The sequence below is a fragment of the Burkholderia metallica genome (assembly GCF_902832845.1).
Classification (GTDB): Bacteria; Pseudomonadota; Gammaproteobacteria; order Burkholderiales; family Burkholderiaceae; genus Burkholderia; species Burkholderia metallica.
This window is the reverse complement of the sequence record NZ_CADFDB010000001.1, coordinates 68,525-91,405: the sequence shown is the minus strand read 5'-3', so window position 1 is coordinate 91,405 and position 22,881 is coordinate 68,525. Positions and strand designations below refer to the sequence as shown.

At 66.2% G+C, this 22,881-nt stretch carries 18 protein-coding genes; 3 read left to right on the top strand and 15 right to left on the bottom strand.

Annotated elements, in window-relative coordinates; genetic code table 11:
* Nucleotides 1-160: 160 nt before the first annotated feature.
* Together choX and betC are read right to left on the bottom strand one after the other, a co-directional pair.
* Nucleotides 161-1,129 carry a choline ABC transporter substrate-binding protein gene (gene choX, locus HWX08_RS00400; protein ID WP_174920896.1) on the bottom strand — a complete coding sequence of 323 codons (969 nt, stop codon included), beginning with the start codon at nucleotides 1,127-1,129 and terminating at the stop codon, nucleotides 161-163.
* A gap of 45 nt (nucleotides 1,130-1,174) precedes the next feature.
* Nucleotides 1,175-2,710, bottom strand: a complete 1,536-nt coding sequence (gene betC, locus HWX08_RS00395; protein ID WP_174920897.1) for a choline-sulfatase — start codon at nucleotides 2,708-2,710, stop codon at nucleotides 1,175-1,177.
* 238 nt (nucleotides 2,711-2,948) lie between these two features.
* Between betC and HWX08_RS00390 the strand changes: the two genes are divergently transcribed.
* A complete protein-coding gene (locus HWX08_RS00390) occupies nucleotides 2,949-3,854 on the top strand; it encodes a choline sulfate utilization transcriptional regulator (protein WP_174920898.1) in 906 nt (301 codons plus the stop codon).
* A gap of 169 nt (nucleotides 3,855-4,023) precedes the next feature.
* On the top strand, nucleotides 4,024-4,908 hold the full coding sequence (gene purU, locus HWX08_RS00385; RefSeq protein ID WP_174920899.1) for a formyltetrahydrofolate deformylase: 885 nt from the start codon (nucleotides 4,024-4,026) through the stop codon (nucleotides 4,906-4,908).
* Nucleotides 4,909-4,927: 19 nt separating this feature from the next.
* On the opposite strand, the gene HWX08_RS00380 is transcribed toward purU, so the two are convergent.
* From HWX08_RS00380 to HWX08_RS00320, 13 genes are all read right to left on the bottom strand, one after another.
* Complete coding sequence (locus HWX08_RS00380) at nucleotides 4,928-5,920, bottom strand: DMT family transporter (protein ID WP_174920900.1); 993 nt, start codon at nucleotides 5,918-5,920, stop codon at nucleotides 4,928-4,930.
* Between the two features lie 167 nt (nucleotides 5,921-6,087).
* A complete protein-coding gene (locus tag HWX08_RS00375) occupies nucleotides 6,088-6,705 on the bottom strand; it encodes a TetR/AcrR family transcriptional regulator (RefSeq protein WP_174920901.1) in 618 nt (205 codons plus the stop codon).
* A 196-nt stretch (nucleotides 6,706-6,901) separates the two neighbouring features.
* A complete protein-coding gene (locus HWX08_RS00370; RefSeq protein WP_174920902.1) occupies nucleotides 6,902-8,557 on the bottom strand; it encodes a trimethylamine N-oxide permease in 1,656 nt (551 codons plus the stop codon).
* A 249-nt stretch (nucleotides 8,558-8,806) separates the two neighbouring features.
* The gene (locus HWX08_RS00365) at nucleotides 8,807-9,670 is read right to left on the bottom strand and encodes a glycine betaine ABC transporter substrate-binding protein (protein ID WP_069260588.1); all 864 of its coding nucleotides are present in this window, start codon (nucleotides 9,668-9,670) and stop codon (nucleotides 8,807-8,809) included.
* Nucleotides 9,671-9,810: 140 nt separating this feature from the next.
* Nucleotides 9,811-10,959 (bottom strand): FAD-binding oxidoreductase, encoded by a 1,149-nt coding sequence (locus HWX08_RS00360; RefSeq protein WP_107311893.1) that lies wholly within the window; start codon nucleotides 10,957-10,959, stop codon nucleotides 9,811-9,813.
* 30 nt (nucleotides 10,960-10,989) lie between these two features.
* Entirely contained in the window at nucleotides 10,990-12,231 is a 1,242-nt protein-coding gene (locus tag HWX08_RS00355) for an aromatic ring-hydroxylating oxygenase subunit alpha (protein WP_069260590.1), read from the bottom strand.
* A gap of 52 nt (nucleotides 12,232-12,283) precedes the next feature.
* Entirely contained in the window at nucleotides 12,284-13,069 is a 786-nt protein-coding gene (locus HWX08_RS00350; protein WP_174920903.1) for an electron transfer flavoprotein subunit beta/FixA family protein, read from the bottom strand.
* On the bottom strand, nucleotides 13,066-14,235 hold the full coding sequence (locus tag HWX08_RS00345; protein ID WP_174920904.1) for an electron transfer flavoprotein subunit alpha/FixB family protein: 1,170 nt from the start codon (nucleotides 14,233-14,235) through the stop codon (nucleotides 13,066-13,068). Before HWX08_RS00345 ends, HWX08_RS00350 begins: the two co-directional genes overlap by 4 nt.
* 4 nt (nucleotides 14,236-14,239) lie before the next feature.
* Nucleotides 14,240-16,165: a (Fe-S)-binding protein gene (locus HWX08_RS00340; protein ID WP_174920905.1), complete on the bottom strand. Its 1,926-nt coding sequence runs from the start codon at nucleotides 16,163-16,165 to the stop codon at nucleotides 14,240-14,242.
* Nucleotides 16,166-16,167: 2 nt separating this feature from the next.
* Entirely contained in the window at nucleotides 16,168-18,231 is a 2,064-nt protein-coding gene (locus tag HWX08_RS00335; protein ID WP_021160633.1) for an NADH:flavin oxidoreductase, read from the bottom strand.
* Nucleotides 18,232-18,308: 77 nt separating this feature from the next.
* Nucleotides 18,309-18,842, bottom strand: a complete 534-nt coding sequence (locus HWX08_RS00330) for a DUF5943 domain-containing protein (RefSeq protein ID WP_069260594.1) — start codon at nucleotides 18,840-18,842, stop codon at nucleotides 18,309-18,311.
* Nucleotides 18,843-18,980: 138 nt separating this feature from the next.
* Complete coding sequence (locus HWX08_RS00325) at nucleotides 18,981-19,952, bottom strand: dipeptidase (RefSeq protein ID WP_069260595.1); 972 nt, start codon at nucleotides 19,950-19,952, stop codon at nucleotides 18,981-18,983.
* A 31-nt stretch (nucleotides 19,953-19,983) separates the two neighbouring features.
* A complete protein-coding gene (locus tag HWX08_RS00320) occupies nucleotides 19,984-21,258 on the bottom strand; it encodes a serine hydroxymethyltransferase (protein ID WP_069260596.1) in 1,275 nt (424 codons plus the stop codon).
* A 445-nt stretch (nucleotides 21,259-21,703) separates the two neighbouring features.
* Between HWX08_RS00320 and HWX08_RS00315 the strand changes: the two genes are divergently transcribed.
* A complete protein-coding gene (locus tag HWX08_RS00315; protein ID WP_069260597.1) occupies nucleotides 21,704-22,729 on the top strand; it encodes a GlxA family transcriptional regulator in 1,026 nt (341 codons plus the stop codon).
* The last annotated feature ends 152 nt before the right edge of the window (nucleotides 22,730-22,881 follow it).

Below are 22,881 nucleotides of genomic sequence, written 5' to 3'. Positions count from 1 at the left end.
GGCATTTCGTTTTTCGCAATAACGCAGCCATTGGCGAAAAATACAAACCCATATTTCGCGTCACCCGTCTGAAGGCGACACTAAATGGTCACGATGCGACCCGGTCGGGAAAACACGTAGACAGGCGGCACGGCCGAAACCGGCCGCCCGAAGGGAGGAATCAACGGCCGTCGAGGGCCGCGCGCACGGCCGGCAGGCCCGGCGCGCCGGCCGCCGTCGTCACGCCGTCCAGCCAGCCGGCAACCAGCGCCGGGTCGGCCTTCAGCGCATGCTGCGCCGCGAGCGCGGGCGACGTCTTGTTGTCGAGCATGTCGGCGATCATCCGGTTCTCGACGTCGACGGAGAACGTCATCTGCCGGAACAGCCGCGCGAGATTCGCGCACTGACCCGCGAACCCTGGCCGCGTGACCGTATTGACCGTCGCGCCGCCGTAGTTCGGCCCGAAATACGCGTCGCCGCCCGACAGGTAGGTCAGGTGGAACTTCGTGTTCATCAGGTGCGGCTCCCACGCGAGAAACACGATCCAGCGCTTGTCGCGTACCGCGCGCTCGACCTGCGTGAGCATGCCCGTCTCGCTCGATTCGACGAGCGACCAGTTCGCCGGCCCGAGCGCGTGATCGGTGAGCATCCGCTTGATGTTCTGGTTCGCGGGGGCGCCGGGCTCGATCCCGTAGATCTTGCCGCCGAAGCGGTCCGCGTTGCGCGCGAGATCGGCGAACGTATGCACGCCGGCGGCCGCCACGTAATCAGGCACGGCGAGCGTGAACTTCGCGCCGCTCAGGTTCGCGTGCAGCACGTCGATCGATTTCTCATCGACGAACGGCTTCACGAGCGGCGCCTGCGCGGGCATCCAGTTGCCGAGGAACACGTCGACCTGCCCTTTCTTCAACCCCTGGTACGTGATCGGCACCGACAGGTTCGCCACGTCCTGCCGGTAGCCGAGCGCCTTCAGCACGACGCCCGCCATCGCGTTCGTCGCATCGATGTCGGTCCAGCCGGGCGCCGCCATCTTCACGTTGCCGCACGTCTGCGGGTCGGCCGCCCGCGCGCCTGGCGCCGTCAGCAGGCACGCGGCCGCGGCGAACGCCGCGCCGATCCTTCGGATTGCTGCATTGCATTGCCGTTTCATCGTCCGCTTCCTCCGTCGTTCGTCAAGGTTCGCACTGCCGGACGCTCAGCGCCCGACGCGCGGAAAGCGCGCCATCGCCTCGAGCGTGTCGAGTTCGATGTGATTGCGCATGTAACGCTGGCTCGCGTCGGTGAACGGCTGCCAGTCCCACGCCTGGATACGGCCCTGTGTCGTCGCCGCGTAATGGAAGCGCCGGCGCCGCTGGCTCGCGCGCACCTGCCGGTCCAGCTCGGGCAGGTTCCAGCGCTGCGCGGCTTGCGCGCGGAACGCGGCGAGCACGCCCGCGGCCTCCGGCGCACCGGCCAGGTTCGTCAGCTCGCGCGGGTCGTCCGACAGGTTGTAGAGCTGGTCGGGATCGAGCGGGCAATGCACGTACTTCCAGTCGCCGCTGCGAATCATCACGACCGGCGCGATCGCGCCTTCGGCGAGGTATTCGCCGAGCGCGACGTCGTGCGTAGGCGTGCCGCGCAGGTGCGGCACGAGGCTCGCGCCGTCGACTGCATCGGGCCAGCCGCCGGCCGGTGCGACACCGGCCAGGTCGACGAGCGTCGGCAGCAGGTCGAGGTGCGACACGGGCCCGCGCACGCGCGCGGCATCGAAGCGGCCCGGCGCATGGACGATCAGCGGCACGCGGCAGCCGCCTTCGAAGAACGTCATCTTGTACCAGAGCCCGCGCTCGCCGAGCATGTCGCCGTGGTCGGACGTGACGATCACGATCGTGTCGTCCGCGAACCCGCACTGTTCGAGCGCGGCCAGCACGCCGCCGAACTGCGTATCGACGTACGACGTCGCGCCGTAGTACGCGCGGCGCGCGGCGCGGATCTGCGCGTCGGTGGGCGGCGTGCGGTCGTTCTCGCACACGAAGCGCAGCCGCTGCGAATGCGGATCGCTTTGCGCCGCATCGAGCCGCACGGCCGGCATGTCGATTTCTTCGTCGCCGTAGCGATCCCAGTATTCGCGCGTGATCGCATACGGGTCGTGCGGATGGGTCAGCGACACGACCATGCAGAACGGCCGCGCATCGTGCCCGGCCGCGCGCTCGCGTGCGACGTCGTACAGCTTCTGCTTCGCGGCGAACGTGACTTCGTCGTCGAAGTCGAGCTGGTTCGTGCGCACGCACGGGCCGGCCTCCAGCACCGAACTCATGTTGTGATACCAGCTCGGTCGCTCGGTCGGGTGGTCCCAGTCGGGCACCCAGCCGAAATCCGCCGGATAGATGTCGGTCGTGAGGCGCTCCTCGAAACCGTGCAGTTGATCCGGCCCGCAGAAATGCATCTTGCCGGACAGCATCGTCCGGTAGCCGCCCGCGCGCAGGTAGTGCGCGAACGTCAGCGTTTGCGCCGGCAATTCGGCGGCGTTATCGTAGGCGCCGATCCCCGACGGCAGCTTGCCCGTCAGCAGCGAGAAACGCGACGGCGCGCACAGCGGGCTCGCGCAGTACGCGGCGTCGAACACCACGCCTTGCGCGGCGAGCCGGTCGAGCGTCGGCGTGCGCGCGACGCGGTTGCCGTAGGCCGGCAGCGCGAACGGCGTGAGCTGGTCGGCCATCAGGATCAGGATGTTGGGTGTCGGGTTCGTCATCGGCGGTCGTGGGGAAAACGGTGTTCGAATGGAACGGCGCGCCGCTCGGGCGGCGAGACGTCCGGCATGACGGAGGCGGCCCGAAGAAACTGCCGCGCGTGCGGCCCGCGCTGGCTAGAATCGCGGAAGGCGTGGCCGCCGGCCGCGAAGCGCGTGTGCGGTACCGTCCGATGCACTATCCCCCGCCCGAATTCGCGCGGGTAGGCGTCCGGCCCTTATGGGGCCATTAGAGAGACTTATGTCGAAACCCGAACCGTTACCGTCGATGCAGGCGCTGCGTGCGTTCGAATCGGCCGCCCGGCTCGCGAGCTTCACGGCCGCCGCGCGCGAGCTCGGCTCGACGCAGCCGGCCGTGAGCCAGCAGGTGTACCAGCTCGAAGCCGAACTCGGCGTGCCGCTGTTCGAACGCAGCCCGCGCGGCGTCACGCTGACGGCCGACGGCCAGTGCCTGTACGAAGCCGTGCGGCTCAGCCTCGACACGCTGCGCGGCGCGACCGCGACGCTGCGGGCGCGTCGCGAGCACGGTTCCCTCACGATCGTCACCGACTTCGGTTTCGCGACCTACTGGCTGATGCCGCGTCTCGCCGGGCTGAAGCGCGTGATGCCGGACGTCGACGTGCGCGTCGTCACGTCACAGGATTACGACGCGCAGCGCGATCACGGCGACATCGCGATCCTGTTCGGCGACGGCCACTGGCCGTCGTGCACCGCCGCACGGCTCTTTCCGGAATCGGTCACGCCCGTGTGCTCGCCCGCGTTCCGCGCTGCGCACCCCGACGTCGCGCGGGCCGACCACCTGCTCGCGCTGCCGCTGCTGCACGTGCAGCCGACGCGCCCCGAGCGCTGGCTGTCGTGGTCCGGCTGGTTCGACGCGCACGGGCTCGAACCAGCGGCCGCCGCGCGCGGCGTGACCTTCAACAGCTACGCGCTCGTGATCCATGCGGCGCTGCTAGGCGAAGGCGTCGCGCTCGGCTGGTCGCCGCTCGTCGACGAACTCGTCGCGTCCGGGCAACTCGTGAAGCTCGTCGACGCGCCGGTCGTCACGTCGCGCGGCTACTTCCTGGTGCGGCCGCCGCAGCGGCCCGAGCCGGACGCGACCCACGTGTTCCGGCGCTGGCTGCTCGACGCGTGCGCGAGCGCGTGACGGGCCCTGCCCGCCCCCGCGCGCTGGCGCGCCGATACCAGCCACACGGCGCGTTGGTTCTATCCGCCCCGAAATCGTCCTGATTTACTTGAGCCTCCCGCTACCCGCGCGGCGCGGCGCTTTCGTGCGCCGCCGCACGGCCGTGCGCCCATGCCACCCGAGGAGTCTCATGACCGCCGAGCACCGCCCCGATCAATTCGTCCTGACACTGTCGTGCCCGAGCGCGGCCGGCCAGGTCGCCGCCGTCGTCGGCTTTCTCGATCGCCATCGCTGCTACGTCGATGCGCTGAACGTGTTCGACGACGATCTCAGCAACCGCTTCTTCGTGCGCTGCGTGTTTCATCCGACGGACGAGACGCTGCAGATCGACGCGCTGCGCCAGGAATTCGCGCCGATCGCGGCCAGTCTCGGCGGCGAGCAGGACGACATGCAGTGGGCCATCCACGACGTGAACGCACGGCCCAAGGTGCTGATCATGGTGTCGAAGCTCGAGCACTGCCTCGCGGACCTGCTGTTCCGCTGGCGGATGGGCGAGCTGAAGATGGACATCGTCGGCATCGTGTCGAACCATCCCGACTTCGAGCCGCTCGCCGCGCAGCACGGGCTGCCGTTCCGCCACTTCCCGATCACGGCCGATACGAAGGCGCAGCAGGAAGCACAGTGGCTCGACTTCTTCGAGTCGAGCGGCGCCGAGCTCGTGATCCTCGCGCGCTACATGCAGGTGCTGTCGCGGGAGACGAGCGCGAAGCTCGCGAACCGCGCGATCAACATCCATCACTCGTTTCTGCCCGGCTTCAAGGGCGCGAAGCCGTATCACCAGGCGCATGCGCGCGGCGTGAAGCTGATCGGCGCGACCGCGCACTTCGTCACCGACGATCTCGACGAAGGCCCGATCATCGAGCAAGTGGTCGAGCGCGTCGATCATGCGCTGCGCCCCGAGCAACTGCTCGCGGTGGGGCGCGACGTCGAATCGCTCACGCTCGCGCGCGCGGTGAAGGCGTTCATCGAGCGGCGGGTGTTTCTGAACGGGGATCGGACGGTGGTGTTTTCGTAACGCGCGAAGGACGCGACGCTCATGGGGTAACCGACGGCACGCGCGCGGGCGTCGTGCCGATGCGACGCGCCCTGCGGCGCAGGTACAGGTTGTTCAGGATCAGCGCCGTGCCCGTCAGGGCGGCGCCTGCGATCTGTGCATGATTGGGCACGACGCCCGTGAATGCGGAAACGGCGAATGCCGTGATGGGTACGATGTCCATGAACAGCACGCCGTTCATCGGCCCGAGAATCCGGTTGCCCGTCATCCAGAGCAGGATCGCGCCGAAACCGGCCACCGGCCCCATGTACACGAGATGCGGCAGCACCGCGTGCACGGCGGCCAGTGACGGCGCCGCGATCCGGTGCGTGACGATCAGCACCACGTTGACCGCGACGATCGTGGTCAGTCCGAGCCACGTCGTGAAGGTCGTGTATTTCAGCGCCGACCAGCGGGTAAAACGCGCCGCGCCGAACGTATAGACGACCCAGCACAACGCGCCGACGACGATCAGCGCGTTGGCCGCATAGTGCCGCGGTTCGTGCAGCGCGGCGATCACGTCGCCGCGGGTAATGACGAGGGCCACGCCGGTAAAGGACAGCACGACGAACAGGATCGACACCGGTGCGGGCGCGACACGCCGCAACAGGGCGTTGAGCAGGAGCCCCATCATCGGCTGCGTCGCCATCATGATCGACGCGGTCAGCGCGCCTTCGTCGCCGGCCAGTTGCTGACCCAGGAATACGAACGATCCGAATCCGCAAAAACCGATCGACCCGAGCAGCCACGCGAGCGCCACGGGCTCGCCGGCCGACCGGAATGCACCGGGCCCTTCGACGATCCGCAGCAACGCGATGAAGCCCGTGCCCGCAATCAGATAGCGCAGCGACGTGAACGTAAAGGGATCGATGTACCGCAACGCATCGGTCATCACCGGAAACATCACACCCATCAGGATCGTCGCGGCCATGCATGACACGACGCCTTTCCCGTACGCGTTCGCACCGGGCACTGCGAGAGTTGCGTTATTCATGACTGATCATTCCCAAATTAATTGAAAAATGATGCCGGTGCGGCTGCGCGCAGCGGCAGTGTCGCGTCAACTGCCTTGCTGTCCTTGCCTGCCCTTCACGGTGGCAATGCGAGCATTCGGAATACCCCGCATTTGAAACCGATCGTTCTCAAAATTGTCAAAAAAAATCAGGTCAGCGCCCGCATCGCGATATCGACGATCGATGCCAGCTCCGCCTCCGACGCACTCGACTTGCCCAGCACGCGCATGCCCTGGATCAGGCACAGCAGGAATCGGCCGACCTCTTCCGGATCGAGGTTCCGATCGAAATCGCCGGCCTGCTGGCCGCGCGCGACGGCGAGACTGAATTGCGTGCCGATGCGCAACAGGGTCGACTCGATGTACGGGCGCAGTGCGTCGTCACCGGGCAGGAGTTCGACGGCCGAATTCGTGATGAAGCAGCCGCGTCGCTCCGACAGCCGCACGCCGATTTCCGTGTAATGCAGCAGTGCTTCCCTAAGTGCCTGCCGCGGCGGCAGATCGGCCGCGAGACGCTCCTTGAGCCGGGCGATCGCACCTTCCGCATAGCGGTCGAACGCGGCGACCAGCAGCCCATGCTTGTCGCCGAACGTGCGGTACAGGCTGCCGCGGAAAACGCCGGTCGCCTCGCACAACGCGTCGATCGACGTCGCGTGATACCCCTGCTCCCAGAACACGCGTGCAGCGGCGTCGATCACCTCGTCGGTGTCGAATTCACGTGGGCGCCCCCTGTCACGGGCGCCGGAAGATGTCGAGATCGGGCTCATGGATGCCGATATTAGAACCGATCATTCTCAAAATCAAGCGGCCACGCTCCGTGAATGCGTCGCGCACGCCGGCATGAATGACGAAAGCCCGACCGCTTGCCAGCCGGTCGGGCTTTCTTCATTGGTTGCCGTGACATCGATCGCAGCGTCCGTGTGCGGTTTCCGGACGCAGCGCTTCGTTACACGGCGTGGCGCGTTACTTCACCCAAGCAAAGTAATACGACAACCAGATCGTCAGCCCCGCGCCGACCAGCGCCGCGTAAGGCATCAGGTTCAGCCACATCGCGCGCTTCGGTACCTCGAGCTCCATGTCGCGCTGCATCTGCGCGGGGAAGCGACCGCGATCCTGCCAGTAGTGGCGGAACAGGAACACCGGCACGATCAGCAGCATCGCGATCAGCCCGTTGCGCAGTGTGCCCTCGCCCTGCAGGTTCGCACCCGCGCCGACATAGACGAGGTTCGCATAGCCGCAGATCGCGCCGCCGACGAGCAGCCATGTCGGGCAGCGGAACGGCCGATCCCAGTTGCCGCGATCCATCCGGTGGATCCAGCCCGACTGAAGATTCAGGAATACGAACAGCATGTAGCAGACGTTCGAGATCGACAGCACCGTCATGTAGTCCGACATCATCAGCAACACGAGGTTGAAGCCGAGATCGGTCCACATCGCGCGGGTGGGCGAGCCGTGCTCGTTCACGTGCGACAGGTACTTCGGCAGCCAGCCGTCGACCGATGCCTGGTACAGCGTGCGCGACGAGCCCATCATCGACGTCATCACGATCAGCAGGATCGACAGCATCAGCATCACGACCACCGCATTCGCGACCCATGCGCCGCCGCCGACGATCTTCGCCATTGCGGCCGCGACGCCGGTGCCGTCGCCGATCGCTGGATCGAGCATCGCCTGCGTGCCGAGCGCGCCTTGGAACGCCAGCGGCACGAGCGTCATCACGACGAGACACAGCGCGCCCGACCAGAAGATCGCCTTAGCGGTGTCGCGGCGCGGGTCGCGGAATTCACGCGTGTAGCAGACGGCCGTCTCGAAGCCGTACGACGCCCAGCCGGCCATGAACATCGCGCCGAGCGCCATCGTCACACCCTGCCCGTTCCACGTGCCGAACGTCGCGGCCGTGACGTTGCCGTGCGCGTCGTGACCGAGCGGCAGCAGCGGCAGCAGGTTCGACATCGGCACGTCGCCGAACACGAACGGCACGATGCCGACGATCAAGAGCGGCGTGAGCGACGCGATGCCGAGAATGCGCTGCGTGCGTGCCGCTTTCGATGCGCCGCTATGTTGAAGCTTGAACGTGATGAGAAGCAGGATCGTCGCGATGATGAACGTCGCATTGATCCGCAGCGAAAGACCCGGCTTGATGAACCCGAGATCGGCAACCTTGAGCTGCCAGTGCAGCACCGCCGCGTTGGCGGGAAAGAGGCTCGTGAGCGCATAGCTCGCCGCGAGGCCGCAGCCGAGCGCGAGCATCGGCGACCACGCGAGCCAGTTGCACCACACGGACACCGGGGCAATCAGCTTGCTGTAACGGACCCAGCCGATCGCGCCATACACGGACGCGCCGCCCGATTTATGGGGAAATAGCCCCGATATTTCCGCATAAGTCGCGCTTTGAATCAGCCCCATCGTGATCGCGGCGATCCAGATCGCCCACGCGGGCTGGCCGATCGTCGCGCATACGCCGCCGATCGTGAACAGCACGCCAGCCGGCACGCCGCTCGTTACCCAAAAAGCGTCTTTCCAGGTGAGGCCACGATGCAGCGTGTGGCCCGTCGAATCATGTGAGATGGTTGCCTCAACGTCACTGGTGCGATTCGCACGCAGTCCTGCCTGACTCATCCAATTCCTCCTGTTGATCAGAGCGCGCGTGAACGCTGGCTCTGGTCCCATGTAAGCTGTGATGACTCTTGCGCAAGGGCCGTAGTGTAACAACTTACGGGGTTTTTTGCAGAATCAGCAACAGAGTTTCGGGATATGGCCGCAGTTCATCGCGATTGTTTCGGATTCCTTCATGCCATTCCCGGTATGTTTTTTATGGGGATTGTCGACGTGCCGCGCGTGACGAATCGTCACGCGCTCGCCGTGTGCTTACTGCGCGCCTTCCGTCCACGAATTCACGCGGTCGGCATGCGCCGCGATCCACGCATCGGCCGCCGCTTCCGGCTTCGAACCGTTCTGGATCGCGAGCATCACGCTGTCGATTTCACCCGGCTTCCACTGGAATTTCTTCAGGAATGCGACGACCGGCTTGGCCTTCGTTTCGAGCTGCGGATTCACGACGCTGTCGACGTGCTCCGCGCCGCCGAACACCTTCTTCGGATCGTCGAGGAAGCGCAGCTTCCACTTCGCGAACATCCAGTGCGGCGCCCAGCCCGTCACGATGACCGGCTTGTTCGCATTGACCGAGCGCGACAGCTCGGCCGTCATCGCACTGCCCGAACTCGGCATCAGCGTGTAGCTCAGCCCGTAGCTCTTGATCGCGTCGTCGGTCTTGCGCATCACGCCGGCGCCCGCATCGATGCCGACGATCCGGCCGCCGAAGCTGGCCTTCTCCGCGTTCAGGTCGTCGATGCTCTTCGCCTTCACGTAAGCGGGCACGATCAGGCCGATCTTCGCATCGGGGAAATTCGCGCCGAGGTCGACGACCTTGGACTTGTATTCATCCCAGTACGACCCGTGCGTGACCGGCAGCCACGCGGACAGCGTCGCATCGAGATCGCCGCGCGCGACGCCCTGCCACATGATCCCGGCCGCGACCGGCACGAGCTTCACTTCGTAGCCGAGCTTCTTCTCGATCACGCGGGCCGCGACGTTCGACGTCGCGACGCTGTCGTCCCAGCCTTCGACGTAGCCGATCTTCAGCGTGGGCTTCGTATCGGCAAGCGCCGATGCGCTCAATGCCACCATGGCCGACAGTGCGCCGGTCCAAAACAGTTTTCCGAACAGCTTCATGGTCGATCTCCTTGAAATGCGCACGCCGGCGCGTTGTCTCTCTAGGTTCTTCAACCACAATTCGGCGATCCGGTCGTTTTGCGACGGATGCTTGTCCGCAGGCGACGCCTGCGGGCCAGCCGATGGCGCGTCTACTTGTTTTACTTGTCTATCACGAGATCCGACAGCGGCTTGCTGCAGCACAGCAGCACCATCCCCTGGTCGATCTCGCGCTGGCGGATACCGCCGTTGTGTTTCATCTCCACCTGCCCCGACACGAGCTTCACCTTGCAGGTGCCGCACATGCCCTGCGTGCACGAAGCCGGCAGCCGTACGCCCGACTGGCGCGCCGCATCCAGCACGTGCTGCTCCGAGCCGCACGCAATCTCGCGATTGCTCTTCGCGAAGCTGACCGTATACTGCTTCGTGGCGGTGTCCGCACCGTCGGCCGGCGGCACGAGATCGGCGAGCAGCTCGTCGCTCGCGGTCTGCGCGAGCGTCTCGAACGAGAAGCTTTCCTCGTGATACTGCTTGCGATCGAATCCGGCTTCGTCGAGCAGGTCGCGCACGGCCTTCATGTACGGCGCGGGGCCGCACGTGAAGATTTCGCGCTCCATGAAATCCGGTGCGATCAGCTTCAGCAGCGGCAGCGTCAGGAAGCCCGTGACGCCCGGCCAGTTGGTCCGTGCGCCCACGCGCTCGACGACGAACGACGTGCGGAAGTTCGTATGGTTCGACGCGATCAGGTCGAGCTCGCGCGCGAAGATGATGTCGTCCGGCGTGCGTGCGCTGTGCACGAACAGGATGTCGCGGTCCTCGGCGAGATCATGATGCGCGCGGCTCATCGACATCAGCGGCGTGACGCCCGAGCCGGCCGACAGGAACAGGTACTTGCGCGCCGGATGCCGTGCGCACGTGAATTCGCCGGCCGGGCCGAGCACGCGCACCGATGCGCCCGGCTGCAGGTTGTCGTGCAGCCAGTTCGACACCTTGCCGCCCGGCACGCGCTTCACCGTGATCGACACCGTATGCGGCCGCGCCGGAGACGACGAGATCGTGTAGCACCGGTTGATCGTCTCGCCGTCGATGTCGAGTTCGAGCGTGAGGAACTGCCCGGGCTCGAACGAGAACGCGCGGCCCTGCGGCGAACGGAAGAAGAAACTCTTCACGTCGTGCGTTTCCTGCCGCACGTGGCAGCACACCAGCGTTTCCTCGACGTCGCTCGTCCAGCGCTCGGGAAGGGCATTCCAGAACGCCGGGCGCGTCACCCGGCTGTCCGTCGGCTCGAAGTTGGCCGCATCTCGCATCATGTCTGACTCCGCTTGCTGTTCCGCTGACGACTACGCGCCGGTTTTTTCGGCGAGCCGGCCGATGTACCAGGCTGAGAATTTTTCGACGAGACCTTCCGTGAACGGCGAGTACGGGCCCGGCTCGTACGCGCTGCTGGTCGCGCCGCGCTGCGAGAATTCGACGAGCGCGCGGTCCTGGTCGTTGGTCGCGTTCCACACGGCCGTGAGGTTCTTCACGTCGTAGTCGATGCCTTCCTTCGCGTCCTTGTGCACGAGCCACTTCGTGCGCACGAGCGTCTTGCCGGCCGACAGCGGAATCACCGAGAACGTCACGATGTGATCGCTCATGAAGTGGTGCCACGAATTCGGCTGGGTCCAGAACGACAGCCCGCCGAGGTCCGCCTTGTCGAAGCCGCCGAGCAGCTTCTTCGACGCGACCTTCGCATCGAGCGTCTGCGATTCGCCGTGGCGATCGAGCGGCAGCCGCTGCGTGCGGAAACCCGTCACGTCGAGCAGCTTTTCGATTTCGGCGGACGGCAGGCCCATCTCGGCCCACTCCTTGCCGCGCCGCACGCAGGTTTCCGCGAATGCGTCCATGCCTTCGGCGTTCGCGTCGGAACGCTGGTAGCCGAAGCCGTATTCGTACAGCGAGATGGTGAGCTCCGGATGGTTCGCGACGCAGTGATAGCACTCGCGGTTGTTTTCCATCGTGAGCTTCCAGTTGCCTTCCTCGATGATGTCGATCTGCGCGGCGATCTTCGTGTTCGGCAGATCGTGCGGCAGCAGGTACGGCTCCATCTCGGCGCGCATCTGCGCGAAATCGACCGGCGGCTCGTCGGCGAGGCAGATGAAGATCAGGCCCGCGAGGTTCTCGACGTGCACCGACTTCAGGCTGTGCTTGCAGCGGTCGAACTTTTCGCCCATGTGCTCGGCGAACATCAGCTGGCCCGTCAGGTTGTAGGTCCAGCTGTGGTACGGGCACACGATGTTGCCGACCGAGCCTTTGTCCTCGTTGCACAGGCGCGCGCCGCGGTGGCGGCACACGTTGTGGAACGCGCGGATCGCCATGTCGTCGTCGCGCACGATCAGGATCGAGTCGTTCCCCAGTTGCACGGTCACGTAGTCGCCCGGCTCCGGAATGTCCGGCTCGATCGCCACCTGGATCCAGTGCTGGCGGAAAATCGCCTCCATGTCGAGCGCAAAGATGTCCTCGCTCGTGTAGAACGGCGCTTCGAGGCTGTGCCCTTCCTTGCGCCGCTCGATCAATGCACGAATGTCTGCCGATACTTTCATCGTTTGCTCCGGATTCCTTGCATCCCTGGGTTCTTGCCGACAGGCATCAAAATCAATAGTCGATGAGCTGATGCTCGCGCAAATACGCGAGGATCACTTGTGCTTTTTCGACCGAACTCCCTTCATTTACGACGTTGCCGCCGCGGCTTTCGGTCGTCGTCGCGGACAGCATCCGGGCATGCCCGGAGCGCTTCTCGGCGGCGACCAGTTTTACGGGTTTACGCTCGACCGGGCCGACCGCCCATGCAGCCGCATCGGCGTCCACGCCGGGTGCCGCGAGCGCCGGTCGGATCGCGCCGGCACGCAGCCGTGCGTACGCGTAGCGCGGCTCCGCATTGGCGAGCGGATGGACGGCGACGACGGCCGGCAGCGCCGCATCGACGCGCCGCCGCAGCCCTTTCGGCAAAAATTGCCGGACCGCAACGCGGCTGCCGTCGACGCTCACGTCGACGGCCGAGCCGACGAGCGGATAACCGAGCGCCGCAGCGACGCGGTACGGCAGCATCCCGGTGTCGTACGCGCCTTCGGCGCGCGTGCCGGTCAGCACCAGGTCGTAGCCTTCGACGCGGGCGGCGAGCGCGTGCACGGCATCGTCGCCGTCGCGGCAGGCCAGCACCTCGACCTCCCGGGCGCCGAGCGCCAGATATTCGGCAAGTGCCGCGTTCGCCGGGTCGCCGGCATGGATCACGTGGAGCGTCGCGCGATGCCGCTCGGCGAGCTGGCGGCCGGTTTCGAGTGCGGCCGCGTCGTTGCGGCTGTAGCGCGCGACGCCGCTGACCGGATGCCGGCCGACGGACACGAGCACCGCGATACGTTGCAACTGGCGGGGGGCGTTCATGCGGCGACTCCTTCGGGTTCACGCGTGCCGAGCGCGGCCGGCGATTCGCCGCGCGCGGCGCGCGCAGCCTGCACCTGTTCGATCAGCGCGGCGATCGTGCCCTGCGCGTCGCCGACCACCGTCAGGTTCGCGCGCTTCGCGATCGGCGCGCTGCCGTCGAGGTTCACCGCGATCACATGGCGGCAGTCCTTGATCCCCTGCAGATGCTGCACCGCGCCCGAGATGCCGAACGCGATGTACACGCTCGCCTCGACCGTCTTGCCGGTGGCGCCGACCTGCTTGTCGCGCGTGAAATGGCCGTTGTCGACCGCGACGCGGCTCGCGCCGATCGCCGCGCCGAACACGCCGGCCAGCCGCTCGAACGCGCCGATGTCGGACACGCCGTTGCCGGCCGACACGATGAAATCGGCTTCCTCGAGCGCGACCTGTGCCGCGTCGATTTCGTCGAGGCCGAGATCGCGGTACGGCTGCGCGGCGTCATGGGCCGGGCGGATGAAGTCGGCGGCCACGCGTTCGCCCGCGCCGACGAACGGCAGCTTCGCGTCGACGGCGTTCTGCGCGAGCAGGATCACGTCGGGCAGCGCACGGGTGGCGAACGCGCGACCGGCATGCGCATACGCGCCGACATGCTTCGCGTCGATCTCGACGACGTGCGTCGCGACGCTCGCGCCGGCGGCCGCCGCGTAACGCCGGCCGAGATCGCCGTCGCCCGTCGCGTTGTCGGGCACGAACACGTGTTTCGGCGCGAGTGCGGCCACACAGGCCTGCAACGCTTGCAATTCGCTTTCAGGATCGAACGCGCGCCGATCGAAACCGGCCAGTTCGAGCAGCTTGTCGACGCCCAGTTCGGCCACGTCGTCCTTCAGCTCGCCGAACGCGAGCAGCGCGACTTCGGTCTGCGCATCGGCGAGCAACGCGGCGGCGGCGATCGCCTGCCGGGAATGCTCGTCGAGCGCGCCGCGCTCACTGTGCGCGACCACCAGCATCACGTGCTTCGGATCCTGCAGCGCGCGGCGCGGCTTCGCCGCCGTCGCGCCATGACCGTGCGCGGACCAGTGCGCGGCGTTCGCATCGGCGCTGCCTTCCTCGCCGAGCGTGATGCGCTTCAGGCCGGCGGCCGTGATGATGAACGGCCGGCGCGGATCGATTCGTTTGATCGTGTTCATCGATTCACTCCAGCGAGGCGGCGACGAGTTCGGCCACGTCGAGCACGTCGGGGCGCGGGCCGACGACGCCTTCGAGCATCGCCGTGCAGTTCGGGCAGGCCACCGCGACCACGTCCGCGCCGATCGTGCGCGCGTCGGCGATGCGGATGTCGGGAATGCGTTGCTTGCCGGGGATGTCGGTGAGCGGCGCGCCGCCGCCACCGCCGCAGCAGCGGCCGCGCATGCCGTTGCGCTCCATCTCGACGACCTGGATGCCGATCGTCTTCAGCAGCTTGCGCGGCGCTTCCGTCTCGCCGTTGTAGCGGCCGAGGTAGCACGGATCGTGATACGTGGTGCGCTTGTCCTGCAGCGCGTCGACGGCCTTCGGCGCGATCTTGCCGCTGTCGGCGAGTTCGGCGAGATAGCTCGTGTGATGCTTGACCGTCACGCGCAGCCCGAGCGCGCGGTATTCGTTGCGCAGGCTGTGCATCACGTGCGGGTCGGCCGTCACGATCTGCTTGTACGACAGCGTGCCGAGCGTGCCGATCAGGCGCTTCGCCATCTGCTGGAACGTCGCTTCGTCGCCGAGCCGGCGGGCGACGTCGCCCGTGTCGGTTTCGGTCGAGCCGAGCACCGCGTAGTCGACGCCTGCCTTGTTCAGTACCGTGACGAATGCGCGCAGCGTGCGCTGGTAGCGCATGTCGAACGCGCCCTCACCTGCGACGAACAGCACGTCGACCGGCTTGCCGGGTTGCGCGACGGGCGCGTTCAGGTCGACCGACCAGTCGTAGCGCGCGGCCGTGTCGTAGCCGCCCATCGTGCCCGTTTCACGCAGGTTCGCGAGCACTTCCTGGCCCTTGCCCGGCACCGTGCCGTGCACGAGCGTGCGGTTACGGCGCATGTCGACGATCGCGTCGACGTGTTCGATCAGCATCGGGCATTCCTGCACGCATGCGCGGCAGGTCGTGCACGACCACAGCGTCTGCTCTTCGATCAGGCCCGACACGATCGGGCCGTTCGGCTCGCCGCGATGCTGGCCGACCGCGAGGCCCGGCGTCGGGCTGCCCGCGTACGCGGCATCGGTGCCGCCGGCCATCCCGACGACGAGATCCTGAATGAGCTTCTTCGGGTTCAGCGGCTGGCCCGACGCGAACGCGGGGCACGCGGCTTCGCACTTGCCGCACTGCACGCACGCGTCGAAGCTCAGCAACTGGTTCCAGCGGAATTCGACCGGCGTCGCGACGCCGTACTCCTGATGCTCGATGTCCGGCAGCTTCAGTGCGGTCGGCGGCGTGGCCGTGCCGTTGCCCGTGAACGATTCGCGCGTCGCGGCGAAACGCTCCTGGCGCGGGTGGAAGGCGAGGTGCAGCAGGCCGGCGATCGCATGCTTCATCGGGCCGCCCTTCGCGGCGCCGACCGTCATCGTGAACGCGCCGACGCCGATCAGCAGCGCGCAGAGCACCGCGAACGCGCCCGACATCGCACCGGTCGGCACCAGCATGAACAGCACGAGGCCGAGCGCGAACGAGCCGAGCAGCCACGGCAGCGTATTCCACGGGCCGCGCGACAGGCGGGCCGGCACGTCCCGGGCCGCACGCCGGCGCCACACGAACACCGCACCGACCAGCATCGCGAGCGCCGCAAGGAAGATCAGCTTGTCGAGCCACGGCGAGTAGATCGCGAGGCCGTAGTTGATGAACACCAGCGCGAGCGCGCCGATCGCGCCGCCGGCCGTCGCGACGTGCGTCTTCGCGATGTACGGATCGCGGGCGACCACGTGGTGCAGGTCGACGAAGTAGCGTTTGGGAATCGCGAACAGGTTCGCGATGCCGAACGAGCCGGGCGCGGTGGCCCGGCCGAGACGCCAGTAAGACGAGCGCTTCGCGACCGCGAACGCGAGCCCCGCCACCGACAGCCACAGCAGCGCGGTAATGAGGAAAGCCGGATTCATCTTTAGAAATCCTTCACGAGACGCAGCGAGTCGTAGATCGCGCCGTGGACGTTGTGCATCGAGATGCAATCGCCGACACGGAACAGCAGGAAACGGCCGTTGCCGAGTTCTTCCGACAGGCACGGCTGCGGCTCGGCCGCGAAGAGCGTGTGCGGATCGATCTGGCCGCGGTTCACCGATTCCGGCTTGAGCTTCCAGTACAGCTCGTCGTTCGGCGACGAGCCGTTCTCGATCACGACCTGGTCGACCGCGCGTTCTTCCAGTTCTTCCGTGTACTCGTTGCGCAGCACGGCGATCAGCTTGCCGTCCTCTTCATAGACGCGATCGAGCATCGTGTTCGGCGTCGGGATCACACCGAACGCGTACAGCCGGCGATAGAAGATCGGGAACGTCGTGCCGCCGCAATCGTCGGCGACCTTCACGTCCGGCGTGACGACCTCGACCTTCGAGCCGCGGCTCGCCATGAAGTCGGCCACGCCGGCGCCGGCATGCGTGCTCACGCCGTCGAACAGCAGCACGTTCTGCTTCGGCTCGACCTTGCCGGTCAGGATGTCCCACGAACTGACGGCGAGCCCTTCGGCCACGCCCCAGCCCGGCACCTGCCACGTGAAGCTCGACCCGCCCGTCGCGAGCACGACGATGTCCGGCTTCTCGGCCATGATCATCTTCTCGTCGGCGGCCACGCCCAGACGGCGATCGACGCCCAGGCGCTTCGTTTCCATGTCGAACCAGCGGATGATCCCCGACATCTGCTCGCGCTGCGGCGCCTTCGCGGCGATCATCACCTGCCCGCCCACTTCCGCGTTCTTCTCGAACAGCACGACGTCGTGGCCGCGCAGCTTCGCGACACGCGCGGCTTCCAGACCCGCCGGGCCCGCGCCGACCACCACGACCTTGCGCTTCGGGCCGCGCGACTTCTCGATGATGTGCGGCATCGTCGCTTCGCGCGACGTCGCCGCGTTCTGGATGCACAGCACGTCGAGACCGTTGTACTGGCGGTCGATGCAGTAGTTCGCGCCGACGCACTGCTTGATTTCGTCCTCGCGGCCGTCGCGGATCTTGATCACCATGTGCGGATCGGCGATCTGCGCGCGCGTCATGCCGACCAGGTCGATCATGCCGGTGGCGAGCAGGCGCTCGGCCTGGCCCGCATCGCGGATGCTCTGCGCGTGCATCACCGGAATCTTCACGACCGACTTGATGCCGGCCGCAAGGTGCACGAACGGCTCCGGCGGCAGCGCCATCGGCGGCATGCAGTTGGCGATCGTGTTGTGCGTGTCGCCGCCCGAGCCGACCACGCTCAGGTAGTCGATCAGGCCCGTCTCCGACATCGCCTGCGCGATTTCCTTCAGCGCTTCGTGATCGAGGCCGTCTTCGTGGAATTCGTCGCCGCACATGCGCAGGCCGACGCAGAAATCCTTGCCGACCGCTTCGCGAACGGCCGTCAGCACTTCGATGCCGAAGCGCAGGCGGTTCTCCAGGCTGCCGCCCCATTCGTCGGTGCGGTGGTTCGACCGCTTGCTCCAGAACTGGTCGATCAGGTGCTGGTGAGCGGCCGAAATCTCGATGCCGTCCATGCCGGCGGCCTTCACGCGCTTCGCGGCCGCCGCGAAATCGCCGATGATGCGGCGAATTTCCTCGATCTCGATGATCTTCGCGTTGCCGCGGTGCACCGGTTCGCGCACGCCCGACGGCGACATCAGGTGCGGCCAGTGCTCGCCGTGGAACGACGAGCGGCGGCCCATGTGCGTCGCCTGGATCATGATCTTCGCGCCGTGCTTGTGCATCGTGTCGGCGAGGCGCGTGAGCGGATCGATGATCTTGTCGGTCGACAGGTTCACCGATTTCCACCAGCCTTGCGGGCTGTCGATCGACACCGGGCTCGACCCGCCGCAGATGGCCAGGCCGACGCCACCCTTCGCCTTTTCTTCGTAGTAGCGGATATAGCGGTCGCCCGGCAGGCCGCCCGGCTCGGCATACACCTCCGCATGCGCGGTGCTGACGATCCGGTTGCGCAGCGTCAGCTGGTTCAGCTGCATGGGTTTGAACAGGTGGGGATAACGCATCGCTGGCGACCTCTGGCGTTCGAATGTCTCGTGTTGCGGGTGTTGTTCTGTTGCGGGGGTGTCAGTGCATCAATACATCAGTGCGCGATCGGCGACACTTCGAAGACGCAGTGGTCGTGATGCTCGGCCGCGCACTGCACTTCCTTCGATTGCGCACGCGGTGCGCCCTTGCCTTCCGGCGTCGTGTCGTTGACCCAGTCCATCGCGCCGGCGAACCAGCCCGCGAACATGTAGCAGAGCTTGCCTTCCTTCTCCGGCTGCTGGAGCACGAACGACGAGTGGCGCAGCTCGATCTTCGCGCGCGCACCGGCCGGATCGGCCTCGATGATCGAGAACAGGCCCCAGCCGCGTTGCGACAGGCGCTTCAGGTAGTGCTCGAACACGGCCATGCCGGTCAGGCCGTGCAGCTTCGCTTCCTTGTCGCACCAGTGGTAGGCAGACTTGTAGCCGGCCTTGTACAGAATCTCCGCGTACGCTTCGACGCCGAGCGCTTCCTCGACCGCGACGTGGTTGTTCGTGAAGAAGTGGCGCGGCACGTACAGCATCGGCAGCGCGTCGGTGGTCCAGACGCCGGTATCGGGATCGACGTTGATCGGCAGTTGCGGTTGCATCGTGTGACTCCGTGAGGAAATGGGTCGCGCGGCTCGGGGCGCAAGCGCGACATCGTCCGCGTGTCCGCGCGGCTTGCGCGGGCACGTCCCGGTTTTTTTAATGTTGAATTGCTGGCGGCGGTTCGGCGTTCGCGGCGCTTATGCGCCCCACACGTCCTTGAACACGCGCACCCAGTTCTCGCCCATGATCTTGCGGATACGCGACTCCTTCCAGCCGTGGCGTTCCATCGCCGCGGTCAGGTTCGGAAATTCGCCGATCGTGCGGATGCCGTCCGGGTTGATCACCTTGCCGAAGTTCGTCAGCTGGCGATAGCGGCCCTTGTCATGCGTCAGCATGTCGAAGAATTCCTTCGCGTAATCCTGCGTGAAATCGGTGCCGATGCCGACCGCGTCTTCGCCGATCAGATTCACGACGTACTCGATCGCCTCGATGTAGTCGTCGATGTTCGCTTCGATCCCGCGCTTCAGGAACGGCGCGAACATCGTCACGCCGACGAAGCCGCCCGCATCGGCGATCTCCTTCAGCTGTTCGTCGCTCTTGTTGCGCGGATGCTCCTTCAGGCCCGACGGCAGGCAGTGCGAATAGCACACCGGCTTCTTCGAGAACGCGATCGCTTCCGACGACGTGTTGCCGCCCACGTGCGACAGGTCGACCATGATGCCGACGCGGTTCATCTCGGTGATCACTTCCCGGCCGAAATCCGACAGGCCGCCGTCACGCTCGTAGCAGCCGGTGCCGACCAGGTTCTGCGTGTTGTAGCAAAGCTGCACGACGCGCACGCCCATGTCGGCGAACGCCTCGATGTAGCCGAGGTTGTCCTCGAACGCATGCGCGTTCTGGAAGCCGAGGATCACGCCGGTCTTGTTTTCCTTCTTCGCGCGGAAGATGTCTTCCGTCGTGCGCACCAGCGTCAGCAACTCGCCGTTGTCGCGGATCTTCTTCTTCATCACGCCGATGTTGTCGACGGTCTTCGTGAAGTTCTCCCACACCGACACCGTGCAGTTCGCGGCCGTGATGCCGCCGCGGCGCATGTCTTCGAACACCGGCTTCTCGAACTTCGAGATGTTCAGACCGTCGATGATGATGCTGTCTTGATGCAGCGTGCTCATGTGTTGCTCCAGTATTGTCGGGACGGTGGGATCAGTAGATCGGGAAGCGTTCGCACAACGCGAAGATCTCGCGGCGCACGCGCTGTTCGGTCGCGTGGTCGCCTTCCGGATTCGCGCGCAGCGCGTCGAACACTTCCAGGATCAGGCGGCCCACCTCGCGGAATTCCGCGACGCCGAAGCCGCGCGTCGTGCCGGCCGGCGTACCGAGGCGGATGCCCGACGTGACGGTCGGCTTCTCGGTGTCGAACGGAATGCCGTTCTTGTTGCAGGTGATGCCCGCGCGCTCCAGCGCCTGTTCGACCGGCGCGCCCTTCAGGCCCTTCGGGCGCAGGTCGACGAGCAGCAGGTGGTTGTCGGTGCCGCCCGTGACGAGATCGACGCCGCCCGCCTTCAGCACTTCGCCGAGCGCCTGCGCGTTCGCGAGCACGTTGTCGATGTAGGTCTTGAAGTCCGCGTGCAGCACTTCGCCGAACGCGACGGCCTTGCCGGCGATCACGTGCATCAGCGGGCCGCCCTGCAGGCCGGGGAACACGGCCGAGTTGATCTTCTTCGCGATGTCCTCGTCGTTGGTCAGCACGAAGCCGCCGCGCGGGCCGCGCAGCGTCTTGTGCGTGGTCGACGTGACGACGTGCGCGTGCTCGACCGGGTTCGCGTGGCGGCCCGCGGCGATCACGCCGGCGATGTGCGCCATGTCGACCATCAGCTTCGCGCCGACGCTGTCGGCGATCGCGCGGAAGCGCGCGAAGTCGAGCGCGCGCGGGTACGCGGAGAAGCCGGCGATGATCAGGTTCGGCTTGTGTTCGTGGGCGAGCGCTTCGACCTGGTCGTAGTCGATCCGCATCGTGTCGCGATTCACGCCGTACTGGACCGCGTTGAACCACTTGCCCGACAGCGCCGGCTTCGCGCCGTGCGTCAGGTGGCCGCCCGCGTCGAGCGACATGCCGAGCACCGTGTCGCCCGGCTTCGCCAGCGCGAGCATCACCGAACCGTTCGCCTGCGCGCCCGAGTGCGGCTGCACGTTCGCATAGCCGGCGTTGAAGATCTGCTTCACGCGTTCGATCGCCAGCGCCTCGACTTCATCGGCGAACTCGCAGCCGCCGTAGTAGCGCTTGCCGGGATAGCCTTCCGCGTACTTGTTGGTCAGCACCGAGCCCTGCGCCTCGAGCACGGCGCGCGACACGATGTTTTCCGACGCGATCAGCTCGACCTGCGACTGCTGACGCTCGAGTTCCTTCAGGATGGCGCTGCGCACCGGCGCGTCGCGCTCGGCAAGAGACTGCGAGAAGAAAGGCTGGGTGTTCGACATAGTGCGTCCGTGACGAAGAATAGGGGGCTGAAACCGAAGCTCAAGGCCCGCCCTGCCTGGGTTTCCCGCTCGTCCAGTACAAGGCTGCCGACGGCTCTATTCTTGTCGTTCGGATTTTCGGCGGATTGATGAATTTAGACGCGTTCTTTGCCTTTTCCGCCATCCGCGTCCGTTTTATACAAGTGACCGCTCGTGCTTTTTCGGATGACCGACAAAAACGGCGACGGCTGTTCACCTATGGACACGCACTTCCGCAGTGCCTGTGCCGCTCGATCGAAGTGCGACATCTCCCGGATACGGTGCAGTGCAGCATCGGCCTTACGCCCAGACAACGTATGGAGCTAGGGTTTAGCCGTATGGCACGCTTGTTGCGCTCGCTCACACAATACCGCAGCCCGATCGGTGCCTCGGGCCTATAGCTATTAGAGATTCCAGGAAGCTCCCCATGTCGCCCGACCGCACAGCGTCGCTGTCCCACTTCGCGTTCATGCCTTTACCGAACTTCACGATGATCGCGTTCACCAATGCGATCGAGGTGCTTCGGATGGCGAACTACCTGAGCGGCCAGCCGCTCTACCGCTGGTCGGTGATCAGCCCGGACGGCGGCCCGGTCACGGCGAGCAACGGCCTGACGGTCGACACGGGCCCGGCCGAATGCGCGGGGCAGCCCGACATCGTGTTCGTGTGCGGCGGCGTCGACGTGCAGCGTGCGACCACGCCCGCCCATCTGTCGACGCTGCGTCGTTTCGCACGCGCGGGCATTCCGCTCGGCAGCCTGTGCACGGGCACCTATGCACTGGCGAAGTCGGGGCTGCTCGCGGGCTACGCATGCGCGATCCACTGGGAGAACATGTCGGCGCTGAAGGAAGAGTTTCCGGACACGCGCTTCCTGAAGGAACTGTTCGTGATCGACCGCGACCGCATCACGTGCACGGGCGGCGTCGCGCCGCTCGACATGATGCTGAACCTGATCGCCGCGCGCGTGGGCACCGCGCGCGTCACGCAGATCGCCGAGCAGTTCATCGTCGAACACGTACGCGACACGAGCGCGCAGCAACGCATGCCGCTCGTCGCGCGCCTGGGCTCGGCGAACAAGTCGCTGTTCGAGGTGATCTCGCTGATGGAGAACAACATCGAGGAGCCGCTGTCGCGCGAGGAGCTCGCGCGCCTCGCGAACATGTCGCAGCGGCAACTGCAGCGCCTGTTCCGCGAACACCTCGGGATGACGCCGACGCATTACTACCTGACGCTGCGGCTGCGCCGCGCGCGCGAGCTGCTGCTGCAGACCGACATGTCGATCATGCACATCACGATGGCGTGCGGCTTCCAGTCGGCGTGCCATTTCAGCAAGAGCTATCGCGACGCGTTCGGCGTCGCGCCGACGAGGGAGCGCCGCAAGCAGGTCGCGCCGCTCGCGCAGGGTGCGGCCAGTGCCGGGCCGGCGTTTCCGACGCATGCGGTCCACGCGTGACACGCGCGCTGCGCGGTAAAAAATCATGCGGTCGCGAAGACTGATGCCCAGGGATTGTAGAAGCGTGATCGCAACCGCCATGCAGCGGTGGTAACTTTCTGCGCGATGCTTCCGAGGCACCTCACCTGACCGCATTACCGCTGTAGGACGAT